Source organism: Pseudomonas alkylphenolica (assembly GCF_004025535.1).
In the GTDB taxonomy this organism is placed as follows: domain Bacteria; phylum Pseudomonadota; class Gammaproteobacteria; order Pseudomonadales; family Pseudomonadaceae; genus Aquipseudomonas; species Aquipseudomonas alkylphenolica_A.
Map to the genome: position 1 here is coordinate 222,292 of NZ_QJRG01000048.1, position 12,128 is coordinate 234,419.

11 protein-coding genes are annotated in these 12,128 nt (G+C 61.2%); 3 read left to right on the forward strand and 8 right to left on the reverse strand.

All coding sequences use genetic code 11. The annotated features are described in order from the left end of the window. Positions 1-20: 20 nt before the first annotated feature. Positions 21-1,895, reverse strand: coding sequence for a DUF1302 domain-containing protein (locus DM813_RS21720; protein WP_128325459.1), 1,875 nt, complete (start codon positions 1,893-1,895; stop codon positions 21-23). A gap of 218 nt (positions 1,896-2,113) precedes the next feature. Between DM813_RS21720 and DM813_RS21725 the strand changes: the two genes are divergently transcribed. Then, positions 2,114-3,145 (forward strand): AraC family transcriptional regulator, encoded by a 1,032-nt coding sequence (locus DM813_RS21725; protein WP_128325460.1) that lies wholly within the window; start codon positions 2,114-2,116, stop codon positions 3,143-3,145. Here the strand turns inward: DM813_RS21725 and DM813_RS21730 are convergent. The 5 genes from DM813_RS21730 to DM813_RS28505 all read right to left on the reverse strand — a co-directional run bounded on the left by DM813_RS21730 (position 3,136) and on the right by DM813_RS28505 (position 7,820). Further along, positions 3,136-4,215, reverse strand: a complete 1,080-nt coding sequence (locus DM813_RS21730; protein WP_128325461.1) for a zinc-binding dehydrogenase — start codon at positions 4,213-4,215, stop codon at positions 3,136-3,138. The genes DM813_RS21725 and DM813_RS21730 overlap by 10 nt on opposite strands. A 52-nt stretch (positions 4,216-4,267) precedes the next feature. Further along, positions 4,268-5,290, reverse strand: a complete 1,023-nt coding sequence (locus DM813_RS21735; RefSeq protein WP_206617419.1) for an NAD-dependent epimerase/dehydratase family protein — start codon at positions 5,288-5,290, stop codon at positions 4,268-4,270. Positions 5,291-5,348: 58 nt separating this feature from the next. Beyond that, positions 5,349-5,867, reverse strand: a complete 519-nt coding sequence (locus DM813_RS21740) for a 2,4'-dihydroxyacetophenone dioxygenase family protein (protein ID WP_128325462.1) — start codon at positions 5,865-5,867, stop codon at positions 5,349-5,351. Between the two features lie 197 nt (positions 5,868-6,064). Beyond that, the gene (locus DM813_RS21745) at positions 6,065-7,624 is read right to left on the reverse strand and encodes an arylsulfatase (RefSeq protein WP_128325463.1); all 1,560 of its coding nucleotides are present in this window, start codon (positions 7,622-7,624) and stop codon (positions 6,065-6,067) included. A 52-nt stretch (positions 7,625-7,676) separates the two neighbouring features. Beyond that, entirely contained in the window at positions 7,677-7,820 is a 144-nt protein-coding gene (locus DM813_RS28505; RefSeq protein WP_164897279.1) for a hypothetical protein, read from the reverse strand. Between the two features lie 219 nt (positions 7,821-8,039). Between DM813_RS28505 and DM813_RS21750 the strand changes: the two genes are divergently transcribed. After that, positions 8,040-9,335 carry a DUF1254 domain-containing protein gene (locus DM813_RS21750; RefSeq protein WP_128325464.1) on the forward strand — a complete coding sequence of 432 codons (1,296 nt, stop codon included), beginning with the start codon at positions 8,040-8,042 and terminating at the stop codon, positions 9,333-9,335. Positions 9,336-9,528: 193 nt separating this feature from the next. Then, the gene (locus DM813_RS21755) at positions 9,529-10,314 is read left to right on the forward strand and encodes a transporter (protein WP_128325805.1); all 786 of its coding nucleotides are present in this window, start codon (positions 9,529-9,531) and stop codon (positions 10,312-10,314) included. Between the two features lie 5 nt (positions 10,315-10,319). Here DM813_RS21755 and DM813_RS21760 read toward each other — a convergent pair whose 3' ends face one another. Further along, on the reverse strand, positions 10,320-11,618 hold the full coding sequence (locus tag DM813_RS21760) for an NAD(P)/FAD-dependent oxidoreductase (RefSeq protein ID WP_128325465.1): 1,299 nt from the start codon (positions 11,616-11,618) through the stop codon (positions 10,320-10,322). 62 nt (positions 11,619-11,680) lie between these two features. Further along, a complete protein-coding gene (locus tag DM813_RS21765) occupies positions 11,681-12,103 on the reverse strand; it encodes a RidA family protein (protein WP_128325466.1) in 423 nt (140 codons plus the stop codon). Positions 12,104-12,128: the final 25 nt, after the last annotated feature.

Consider the following 12,128-nt stretch of genomic DNA (forward strand, 5'->3'; position numbering starts at 1 on the left):
AGTAACCTCTTGTTGTTCTTTTAGAAGCTGTAGCTGTAGCTGGCGGCGTAGAAATCACGGTCGTGCAGCGGGTCGTACTCGGCGCTGTTGTCGAAACTGACGTAGCTGAAGTCGAGCTTGTGCTGCTTGTTGTAATCGAAGGTCACACCCACGGCCGAGGTGACACGGCCTTCGTTGAACTGGCCATCCATCGACACCCCGTCAACGTCCTGGCCAAGGAAGGCGTAAGGCGATGTGGTCACGCTGGTGCCAAGGAAGTTGTTGTAATCGAGTTGCGCGCGCAGGCGATATCCCCAGGCGAAGTCGGTGACATAGCCATCGTTCTTGCAACCTGCAGGGCTCGAGTTGACCAGGCTGGGCACCGGGCTGCTGCAGGTGTTGCCGCCGGCCGGAATGGTCGATGACGAACCCAGCCCGTAGATGAAGCCACGCCCGTAGCGGCGCTCGCCTTCATCCTGTGGCGTGCTGTTCCACTGAAAGCCGACTTCGGCGACTACCGTCAGGTTGTCGGCCTTGAGCACGTTGGGGAACACATTGACGCCGTTGACCTGCAGTTGGGTCTTCTCGAAGCGATCCCAGCCAGCAGTAAAAGGCGAGCTTTGCAGTCTCACCTGCTGCAGCAGGTTGGCCGCCGGGCCGATGCCGGCCAGTGCGCCGTTGAGCAGGTCGGCGCCGTTGATCTGCGCCGGCTGGTTAGGCGAATAGCTGAGTTCCGAACCGATCGACCAGCCACCAAGCGTCGTGGTAAAGCTCAGGCCGAACAGGCGGATGTCTTCCGGGTACTCCCAGCTCGGGCCGACGAACTGGCCGGCAGCGTTGTGCCCGACCGCGCCCGGCGTGCCGCCGTTGGGGAACTCCGACAAGGCGGCAGAGTCGGTGCTGCGCATGCCCAGGTAAGGGGTGCGCGAGTGGTAGTTCAGGTAGTACAGGCCCAACTCGCCATCCAGCGCATCCACCGGCAAGCGGAAGGCCACGCCCCACTGCCCGCTGTCGTGCGGGTCCTTGCCCTTCACTTCCGGCAGGTACGCACCGGCAGCGATCTTGTCCGGCGACGAGGGGTTGGTGCCGCCCAGGAAGGTGCCCAGCTGGCAATCGCCGAAGTCCTGGCCGATGGCGCTTTCGGTGACCGACCAGTAGTGACCACAGCCTTCGATGGCGGTGCTTTCATACTTGAGCTGGTAGAACGCCTCCATCGAGATGCCCGCTGGCAGGCCGATGTTGAGGTAGCCCATCCACACCGGAATCAGTGCTTCCTTGAGTTCGGTACCGGGCCGGCGCAGCGCTGGCACGTCCAGCGGGTTGATCTGGTTGATGCCCTGGATGAAGATGCTTTCGCCCCAGTTCACCACCTGCCGCCCGAGACGCACCTGAACCGGAGTTTCGTCCATGTAGAAGGTGTTGTAGACATAAGCATCGAGCAGGTAGAGGCCACTGAATTTCTGCAGGTCGGCGTAACCGTCGTCATTGAGCGGTTTTTTCCGGTAGCCGTTGGAGGCGCTGCCGAAATTGACGTCTTCGTCCTTGAGGGCGTAGTCGTACCAGCCCTTGACCCGTACCAGGCCACCCAGGTCGCCATTGCGCAGCGACAGGTCGGTGACGAACTTGCCGATGGTGGAGAAGCGGTCGCCTTTGTCATAGTTGAGGTTGCCCGCGTCGACCGAACCACCGGTCCCGCCCGATTTGCCCAGCAGTGCGCCGTTGGCGCCACTGTAGAGATCATTGTCCTGGCCCTCGGCCCGCCATTGGGAACCGACCGATAGCGTCGTGTTCCACTCGCCTTCCCAACCATTCTCCATCTGGAAAGGCAGCGCGTTGGCTGCCCCGGCGGATGCCAGGGCCATCGCTGCAACCAGGGGTTTGAGGACACAACGAACAGCGTCAGTGTTGTAGTGCATGCACGTCTCCGGCACCGCCCTTGCCACGCAAATCCGGGACTGGTTTGCGGGGTGAGCGTTCTTGTTGGTTTGCGCAAGAATGCCCACAGGCCGCACAGAATCATTTGTCTGCTGCCGTCAGGAATTTGTCATTTGCTGCCAGCTATCGAATTTCCCTGCCAACCTGAGGTAAAACTGCAGGGCGCCATCTGTTGAACAACAATAAAAAAGAATTGCCTATGACTGCCTTGATCAGAACCACGTCGTTAACCGGCTTTCCCGCGTTGGTACGCGACCTGGGCGGCGACCCCGACGCGTTGCTGCGCCAGTTGCAGATCGACCCGAAAACGCTCGACAACAGCGGTGCGGTGATCCCCTACCGGGCGGTGATCAACCTCCTTGAACTGTGCGCCGAGCAATTAAAGTGCGTGGATTTCGGCCTGCGCCTGGCAGAGCGCCAGAGCATCATGATTCTCGGGCCGATTGCGGTGGTTGCGCAGAACGCGCGTGATGTCGGTGAGGCGTTGAACGAGACCGTGCGTTTCCTGCACACCTACAGCCCTGGGGTGCTGGTGTACCTGGACAGCGAGATCGACCCGGGGCGCCACCACCTGATCTATGAGTTGCGCCTGCGCCCTGCCCCTCGCCAGACACAGATCATCGAGCTGTCGCTGGGGGTCATGTTCAAGGTGCTGCAGATGCTCTTCGGGCCGGGCTTTCGCCCGCACTCGGTACATTCGCGCACCGAGGCGCGCTTGCCGCAGGGCCGCTACCAGCGCTTTTTCGGGGCCCGCACCTACTTCGGCCAGGCGCAGAACGCGCTGGTACTGTTGCCCGAACACCTGAGCAAGCCGATCGACCAGCACAACCGGCAACTGCACGACACCATGATGGATTACGTCAGCAGCCTGGACGCGGCGAACGCGATGGGGATTCACAATCAGGTCGAAGACGCCATCCGCCGCCTGCTGCCAACACAGCGCTGCGCCCTGCCGCTGATTGCCGAGCAGTTGGGCATGCGAGAGCGCTCGCTGCAACGGCGCCTGGCTGAACAGGACCAGGTGTATGAGGACATGGTCGAAACGGTGAGGCGCGAACTGGCCGACCTCTACCTGAGCGAAGCGCAGATGCCCATGGCGCAAATCGCCGGCCTGCTCGGTTATGCCGAACAAAGTTCGTTCAACCGTGCCTGCCGGCGCTGGTATGGCACCTCGCCGCGACAGCGACGCAGCCAGTTGCGCGCCGCCGTCGCGATCACCACTCAGGCATAGGTGAGCATGATCTTCGCGTGCTGGTCCGGCTGGGCCAGCGCATCAAAGGCTGCGCTGACCCCGTCCAGGGTTACCCGCCCGGTGATCATCGGCGCGCCATCGAGCGTGCCGTCGGCCAGTGCATACAGGGTTTGCGCGAACTCCTCGCCGGTGTAGCCGAAGGAGAAATGCACGTTCATTTCCTTACCGATGCCGACCATCGGCTCGATACGGTCACTCTCCATGCACACCCCGACCACAATCAACCGTGTGCGCGGTGGCGCACTTTGCAGCACCTGCTGGATCAGCCCCGGTACCCCGACGCACTCGAACACCACACACGGTCGCGGTTGCGGGCCGAGTCCCAGTAGCGCCATCGGCCCATTGATGTCATACCCTTCGGGCGCGGCCACCTGCAGCCACGAGGTGTAAGGTGACTGCTCCGCCGGGTTGACCACCACGTCCGCACCCATTTTCTCGGCCAACGCGCGGCGCCCGGCGCTAAAGTCCGCCGCCACTACCGGGCCGATGCCGCGCGACTTCAGAATGGCGATCATCGCCAGACCGATCGGCCCGCAGCCGATCACCACCGGCACTTCACTGCCATCGAGCCGTGCCCGGTTGACAGCGTGGGCAGCCACGGTCAGTGGCTCGGTCAAGGCTGCGATGTCGGCCGGCAGGTCGCCGGGAACCGGCATCAACATTTGCTCGGCCAGCACCATCTGCTCACCGTAACCGCCGGGGTAACGATTGGAGAAGCCAATGTGGTGGAACTGCTGCGGGGTAATCACAAAAGGCAACGAGCAGACACGGGTGCCGACCTTGAGTTTCTTGTCGCTACCGGGCCCGTGATCGAGGATTTCGGCGCAGTACTCATGACCGAACACCAGGTCCTGGCGGGTATCGAAGGCAATCGGGATGTTGCTGCGTTTGAAGTTGGCCAGCACATGCTCGCAATGGTGAAACATGTGCAGGTCCGAGCCGCAGATACCGCACGCCAGGGTTTTGACCAGCACTTCGCCCTGCCCGGGTTCCGGGCTTGCAATCGAATCAACCTGCAACTGTTGGTCACGCATGACAACGGCTTTCATGGAGTATCTCCGAATTCAAGGGTGGGCCGCCTGAGCCGGCGGCGTGCAACTTTCAGTGCAACTGGCCGACTTCGCGCAGCCAGGCTTCGGAACGGCGCAGCCCTTCCTCCAGGCTGACCTTCGGCGCATAACCCAGCAGGCTGCGCGCCTTCTCGATGGAAATGCCGCCGGTGCGGGAGAACATGTACATGGTGTCCGGCGTGACCTCGTTGGCCCGCCCCAGCTTGCGGTTGAGGTACCAGAGGCCATGAGTAAGCGTGACCGCCAGCCACAACGGCAGGCTGCGCGGCGAACCGGACCGCCCAGCCCAGCGCCAGTGGTTACTGAAAAACTGCTGGCAACTCACCGACTGCGCGGCACTGATGTGGAAGATCTGCCCGCTGGCCTGGGCCAGGCCCGCCGCCAGCATCACACCGTCGAGCAGGTCGTCGATGTACACCGGCGTCCAGCGCCCTTTACCGCCATTGGGCAGAATCAGCGCCCCGGCCTTGGCCATTTTCAGCGGTTCGCTGAGCCAGGCGCGCGAACCGGGACCATAGACATCCCCGGGCCTGACGATGGTGCAGTCGATCTCACCGGCCGCATGCGCTGCCAGCACCATGTGTTCGCTCGCGCCCTTGGCGACGCCATAGCGGTATTGCTCGCCGATCACCACGTCGCAACGCTCGGTGGCCTGCTCCGGGTATTGCCAGCCCAAGGCGGCAATCGAGGAAAACTGCACAAAGCGTTTGGCGCCGCTGCCGATGGCGACATCCAGGCAATTGCGCACGCCACGCACCGACACGTCGCGGTAAAGCTTCCAGGGCGCCGCCAGCGACACCACGGCCGCGGTGTTGATGAACAGCTCACAGCCGCGGGCATGTTCGGCCCACTGTTGTGGCCGGGTGAGGTCGCCGGCAACCACATTGTTGGCCGGGTCGGCGCGCAGGTCCATGCCCCGCACCTCGGCACCCAGCGCGCGGTAGCGGCGCGCCAGGGCCTGGCCAATAAAACCGCTGGCACCGGTAATGAAAACCGAACGCGGCACGTCGGGCGTTTGCCCCTGTGCACCGGTCGGCATAGCGGGATGGCTCATCGAGCACTCTCCAGTCACGGTCATGAAGGACGGGCGCGGTTGCGCCCGTCAACGCAAGTCAGCCGATGGTGTAGCCGGCTTGCCCCGGGCGAATGTAGCGGGCCGGCTCCAGGCCACGCTCTTTCACCAGGCGGTCGATGATCTGGATAATGTCGGTGGCGTCCATGACGTTGACGTAGTTGCCGTCTTGGTCGAAGTTGATGTTCGCGCCGTGAACCACCATGACGGTGTCGGTCGGTTCAGTGTTGTCTGCAGGTACGCTGAAGGTATGGATCGAGCCACCTGGCTCGTACAGGTAGCTACCGGCGGTCTGCGGCTGGTCCGGGTATTCGACGTAGTTCCACTTGCCGGAGAGCGTGAAGAAATGCACCGGGCCGGTGTGGTAGTGGCAAGGCAGGCGCACGCCGGGCTGGAAGATCACCCGCAGGGTCCAGATGCCCAGGTTCGGATCAAGGTACAGCGGCTGCACGTCGACGCCGGGGAAATGCGGCGCCATGGCGTCGCGGTAGATCGGCATCTCGTGGGTGTTGAGGGTCAGCAGTTCTTTATGGTCGAAAACCGGGGTGGGCATAGCCATTATTATTGTCCTCTTACAGGCGGTTTCGGGGTTGTGTGTCAACGCCTCCATACTGCGGTCGGGCTCGCCCGAGAAATTGACATTTGCCGCCACGGCTTTGTCATTTGCCGTCAGCGTATAACAACCACAAAAACGACAACGGCCCGCTGCGGCATAGCCGGCGGGCCGTTTTCAGGTCAAGCGGTCCCTCGCTGGTATCAGCCGCCCTGCTCCTGATAGCGCATGAATTTTTCGAGCATCTGGTCCACGGTAAAACTGGCCGGCCGCTGGCGCGGCGGGAACGCCTTGAACGTGCCGAGGAACTGTTGCACGCGGATCATCGCCGGCAGTGCGACCACTGCCACCTTCTTGTCCCACCAGACGTTGTAACTGTTGGAGTCGGTGTCGGCGCGCTCGTAAGGATCGCGGCGCAGGTTGAACACCTTGGGAATGCGCAGCTGTACGAACGGATCACGCCAGACATCAAAGCGTTGCGCGCGCTGTTCGGCAAACACCACCTTCCAGTCGCCATCGCGCATGCCCAGCAACTGGCCGTCGTCACTGAAGTAGTAGAAATCCTTGCGCGGCCCGCTTGGCGCCTGGCCGGTCAGATACGGCAGGAAGTTGTAGCCGTCCAGGTGCACCTTGAACGACTTGTCACCTGCCTGGTAACCATTGAGCAACCGCTCTTTCACATCAGGTACACCAGCTGCCGCCATCAAGGTAGGTACCCAGTCCTGGCTGGACATGATGTCGTTGGACACCTTCATCGCCTTGAAATGACCGGGCCAGCGCACAATCGCCGGCACGCGGAAGCCGCCTTCCCAGTTGGTGTTCTTCTCACCCCGGAACGGCGTGATGCCGGCGTCCGGCCATTGGTTGAAGTGCACGCCGTTGTCGGTGGTGTACAACACGATCGTGTTGTCAGCGATCCCGAGGTCATCGAGTTGCTTGAGCAGCTGCCCGACATGCCCGTCGTGTTCGACCATGCCGTCGTTGTAGAAGCCCTGCCCGGATTTGCCCACGACCTTGTCACTGAGGTGGGTGTAGTAATGCATGCGGCTCGAGTTGAACCAGACAAAGAACGGCTTGTCGGCCTTGGCCGCCTTGTCGATGAAGTTCATCGAGGCCTGGAGGAACTCTTCATCGATGGTTTCCATGCGCTTGCTGTTCAGTGCACCGAGGTCTTCGATCTTGCCGTCGGCCAGGCTGTGAATAACCCCGCGCGGGCGAATCAGCTTGTCGATGGCCGGGTCACGGGTCCAGTCGGGGTCTTCCGGGCCCTCTTCGGCATTGAGGTGATAGAGGTTGCCGAAGAACTCGTCAAAGCCATGGTTGGTCGGCAGAAACTCGTCGCGATCGCCCAGGTGGTTCTTGCCGAACTGCCCCGTGGCATAGCCCAGCGGCTTGAGCAATTCGGCCAGCGTCGGGTCCTGCTTCTGGATGCCTACCGGGGCACCGGGCACGCCGACCTTGGTCAGGCCGGTACGCACCGGATGCTGGCCGGTGATGAACGCGGCGCGGCCGGCAGTGCAGCTCTGCTCACCGTAGTAGTCGGTGAACATCGTCCCTTCCTGCGCCAGGCGGTCGATGTTGGGGGTCTGGTAGCCCATGATGCCGTGGCTGTAATGACTGATATTGGTGATGCCGATATCGTCACCGAAGATCACCAGGATATTGGGTTTGTCTGCAGCCAGCAGCAGCGTCGGCATGCTGGCCAGGCCCAGTGTCAATGCGGCGGCTGCGCACCTGCGCAGGAGTCGAGTGGCAACGTTCATTATTGTTATTCCTTGATGGACACGAGCGACCTCGGGCATCCGGCGGACGCCCTCAGAAATGCTTGAAGATGTCGCCGTAACTGGCAGGTTTCATCGCCGTGACCAGAGTCGCGCGGGATGCGCCGGACACCGGGACAATGCTGGCGGCGCCCACCAGCATGGCAACGCCCAGCCCGATGATGAGCAGTGCTCGCATGTGAACCTCCCACATTCGGCTAAACGCCGGTTGCAGTGTTGTTATTCGGGTTCACAGTCTTGGCCAGGTACAGCGGAATTTATTGGCTTTTGACGTCATGCTTTTCTCATTTCACGTCAACCGAAAATATGCCTTACCCCTGGCTTTACGGGCCTTTACTTCAAGTGAAATCCGGTGGTAACTAAAAAAAAAGCACTGCGCCTGCCATCAGGAGATTTCATGAAGAAACGTATGTTTGCCTTGTCCTTGCTCACCCTGGCCCTGCCCGCGTTTGCCCAACTGCCCGACACTCTGGCCACCGATGCCTATACCTACGGCTACTCCATCGATGAGGCCTACAAATTCTTCTACGAAACGGCGGTCAAGACCGACACACCGCTCAACCGTTTCCAGAACATCCGTCACCTGGCCGACGACACCTATACCGATCACCCAAGTATCAACAACGACACCCTGCACCTGATGGGCTGGCTCGATGTCGCTGCGGAACCGGTGATCGTCAGTGTGCCGGACATGGACAAGGGCCGTTACTGGATCCTGCACACCATGGACATGGGCCACTACACCACCTCCATGATCGGCTCGCGCACTCGGGGCAACAAAGGCGGGCATTTCATGTTCGCCGCGCAGGACTGGAAAGGTGAAGTACCTGCCAGTGTCGACGAAGTGATCCGCGTCGACTCCAACCTGGTCAAGCTGATGGGTCGGATCATGGCCACCGGGCCTGATGACGAGAAAACTGCGCTGAACTACATGGACGACTGGAACGTGCGCACGCTGTCGGCGTACCTGGGCGTGCCCGGTCCGAAAGCCAGGCAGCGCACCTACCCGGATCCTGCAAAAACCAACTGGCTGCAACGAGTCAACTTCGTCCTGTGTGACGGCAGCATGGGCAAGGCCGACAAGCAATGGCTGGATCAATACACGGCGATGGGCCTGGCGCCGTGCAAACAAGACTTCAGCAAAGACCAGCTCGCCGCTGCGAAAAAAGGCGAAGAGCTGGGCATGAAGCACCTCAAGGAACTGGCACCGACGTTGAAGAATGCCGGCCAGCTGCTCGGTACCCGTGCGCAGCTGGGCGACGGTCCGCGTGATCTGTTCGCCGAAGGAACCTACCTGGGTCAATGGGGCCTGCCACCGGACGAAACCATCTACCTGCAGGCGGTAAAAGGCAGCGATGGCAAAGCCATCAACGGTGCCAACGGCAAGACCTACCGCATGCACTTCAAGGCGCCGGAGGTCAGCGAGTTCTGGTCGTTCACCGTGTACGGCACCGACAACCGCTTCATGGCGCACAACACCCTCAACCGTCACAGCCGCGGTGACCGCACCCTGAAGCCCGATGCCGACGGCAACTACACCATCGAACTGGCCGCCAAAGGCGATGCCAGCAACGCCAACTACCTGCCGATCCCGGAGAAGGACGTGTACATCATCCTGAGGATGTACGGCGCCAGCAAAGACGTGCAGGCCGGTGGTTACGCGTTTCCTGCCGTCGAGGTTGTCTCCCCCTGATGTGCAGCGCAATCCCCTCGCAGGTGCTGCAAAGAGGAACGCCGGCGCGCCGGCCAGTGCACAGGCGACGCAATCTCGTCTGTGCCGCAAACGTCGACTAGTCTTGGTCTGGCTTGAGCGTTGCGCCCGCCCTCATTGTCGCCAAGGAGTCACGCCGTTGAATCTGCACCGACGCCGGCACCCCTTCATCTGGATGGCAACGACAGCCGTTGCCTACAGCAGCATGGCGCCAGCCCAGGACTCAGCGGAACTGGCCAAGCAGGCACTCAACCCGGTGGCGGCCATGTACAGCCTGCCGGTGCAATACAACTGGGACCAGAAAATGGGCCCCAGCCATGAAGGCATGCACAGCGTCACCAATATCCAGCCGGTGCTGCCGTTCACCCTGAATGAAGACTGGAACCTTATTTCCCGCACCATCCTGCCCGTGATCGATCAGCACGGGCTTGCCGCGAGCGGCGCGGCGGACAAGTCCGGTGTCGGTGATATCACCCAGAGTTTCTTCTTTTCGCCACGCAAGCCGACAGACAGCGGCTGGATTCTGGGTGCCGGCCCGGCACTGCTGATACCGACAGGCAGTGATGACCTGCTCAGCAACAAGCAATGGGCCGTGGGCCCGACGATAGTGGCGCTGCAGCAGGAACATGGCTGGACCCACGGCATTCTGGCCAATCACCTGTGGGGCCTGAACGGCAGCCCTCCCGACGACAAGGAGAAAGTCAACCAGACCTTCCTGCAACCCTTTCTGTCGTACACCAACGCCGCCCTTACCACCTATGGCATCAACACTGAAGCCACGTACGACTGGCAGTTAAAGGAGTGGTCGGTTCCGGTCAATCTCACGGTGACTCAGCTGCTCAAGATCAGTGGCCATCCGCTGACCGTGCAGGCGGGCCCGCGCTACTGGCTGGACAGAGCAGCGGACGGGCCACAAGGTTGGGGCTTTCGCGTGGCCGTCACGCTGTTGTTTCCGCGCTGACGCCATCAACCCGCGAAGCGTTCAAACCGGTAAGGTGCCGGATCGATGATCGGCGAGTGACCCGATACCAGGTCGGCCGCCAGTTGCCCGGCCGCAGGCGAGGTACCGAAGCCGTGACCGGAAAAACCGGTGGCAAGGGTAAGCCCCGGCAGTTTCGCGACCGGTCCTATCACTGGAATCGAATCGGGGGTTACGTCGATGGTGCCCGCCCAGGCCTGTTCGATCTGTGCCTGCTCGAATACCGGCCAGGCGGCCTTGAGGTTGGTCATCGCCTCGTTGTTGAGCAAGGCGTTGGCTTGCGGGTCCTGCACCCTCACCCGCTCGAACGGCGACACGTTCGCCGCCTTCCAGCGCCGGGCCAGGGCCAGGTCCTTGAAGAAGGGTTTGCCGAGCGATACCTGGAGAAAATCGCGTTGCGCGCGAAACGCCTGCAGGTACTGGGTGCCCAGCAGCAAATGATCCAGGGTCAGGAAAGCATCGAGCTTGCCGCGCTGGGTGATGATGAAACCGCCATCCTTGTGCTTGCGAAACGAGAAATCCGGCGCGCCGACGGCGATATCGGTTGGCCCCTGCATCGGCTTGGTGCGCAGTACCGAGCACACCAGCGGCAGTGTTGGCAGGGCAATGCCCTGGTTACCGAGAAAACGCCGCGACCACGCGCCACCGGCCAGCAGCACCTGGTCGCAGCGGATCTCGCCTTTTTCGGTGACGACACCGCTGACCTTGCCCGCGGTGGTAACCAGCGTGCGCACGGCGCAGTGTTCAAAAATCAGTGCGCCCTTGGCAATCGCTGCCTTGGCAATGGCACTGGAGGCCAGAGTCGGTTCGGCACGGCCATCGGAAGGCGTGTAGATGCCGCCGGCCCAATCGCCTTTGCCACCGGGCACCAGGCTGTCGATTTCACGCCTGCTGAGCAAGTGCGAATCCAGTGAAAGCGCTTCGACCGATTTCAGCCAGCCTTCATGCATGGCCATCTGTGTTTCGTTACGGCCGACAAACATAATGCCTGCCTGGCGGTAACCGACATCGGCCCCTACCCGCTCCGGCATTTGCGCCCATAGGCGATCAGAAGCCTGCGCCAGAGGAATATCCTCGGCGTGGCGACTGGTTTTACGCACCCAGCCCAGGTTACGCGAAGATTGCTCTCCCGCCAGTCGGCCTTTTTCCAGCACCACCACCGGAATATTGCGCTCAGCCATGGCCAACGCCGCGGTCAAACCAATGATTCCACCGCCTATGATCACAACCGACGTGGACGACGGAAATACGCTTGAAGTTTGCACAGAGGCAATAGTGGGGGCCATGACAAAGACTCGACTTACAAAGTGTTAAAACAGGCGAACGAGAGAGCAGTTCGATCTCGGCGTTACAGTGGCAGGTTGATCTTCACTACATTGGCACGCGAGGCATTGCGGTACGCCGTAACTTCCACTTCGACCTTGTAGATCGTCGAGCCCAATGGCGGACAGGTAATGGTGCTCGCCGGGTCGATGCCGCGAAACTTCTCGCCAATCAGGGTCATGACAGCCGCTACATCGTCCGGATTCTGAATGAATACGCGTGAGCAGATCACGTCGGCGAGGCTGGAATCCACGGCCTTGAGCGCTGCCTCGATGTTGCTGAACACCTGGTGGGTCTGCTCGATGACATCCTCGGAGATCAACTTGGTTTCAGGGTGACGCCCGGCAGTATTGGAGACATAGATCCAGTTATCGACGGCCACCAGACGTGAGTAGCTGCCCATTTCTTCGTACTTGGAACCCGTTTTAAGCTTGATGACTTCGGTCATGTTTTACATTCCTTTATATTAACTA

Excerpts from the sequence above, each read along its gene's own strand:
- DM813_RS21720 (WP_128325459.1), bottom strand. The coding sequence starts at position 1,895 with ATGCACTACAACACTGACGCTGTTCGTTGTGTCCTCAAACCCCTGGTT.
- DM813_RS21725 (WP_128325460.1), top strand. The coding sequence starts at position 2,114 with ATGACTGCCTTGATCAGAACCACGTCGTTAACCGGCTTTCCCGCGTTG.
- DM813_RS21730 (WP_128325461.1), bottom strand. The coding sequence starts at position 4,215 with ATGAAAGCCGTTGTCATGCGTGACCAACAGTTGCAGGTTGATTCGATT.
- DM813_RS21735 (WP_206617419.1), bottom strand. The coding sequence starts at position 5,290 with ATGAGCCATCCCGCTATGCCGACCGGTGCACAGGGGCAAACGCCCGAC.
- DM813_RS21740 (WP_128325462.1), bottom strand. The coding sequence starts at position 5,867 with ATGGCTATGCCCACCCCGGTTTTCGACCATAAAGAACTGCTGACCCTC.
- DM813_RS21745 (WP_128325463.1), bottom strand. The coding sequence starts at position 7,624 with ATGAACGTTGCCACTCGACTCCTGCGCAGGTGCGCAGCCGCCGCATTG.
- DM813_RS28505 (WP_164897279.1), bottom strand. The coding sequence starts at position 7,820 with ATGCGAGCACTGCTCATCATCGGGCTGGGCGTTGCCATGCTGGTGGGC.
- DM813_RS21750 (WP_128325464.1), top strand. The coding sequence starts at position 8,040 with ATGAAGAAACGTATGTTTGCCTTGTCCTTGCTCACCCTGGCCCTGCCC.
- DM813_RS21755 (WP_128325805.1), top strand. The coding sequence starts at position 9,529 with ATGGCAACGACAGCCGTTGCCTACAGCAGCATGGCGCCAGCCCAGGAC.
- DM813_RS21760 (WP_128325465.1), bottom strand. The coding sequence starts at position 11,618 with ATGGCCCCCACTATTGCCTCTGTGCAAACTTCAAGCGTATTTCCGTCG.
- DM813_RS21765 (WP_128325466.1), bottom strand. The coding sequence starts at position 12,103 with ATGACCGAAGTCATCAAGCTTAAAACGGGTTCCAAGTACGAAGAAATG.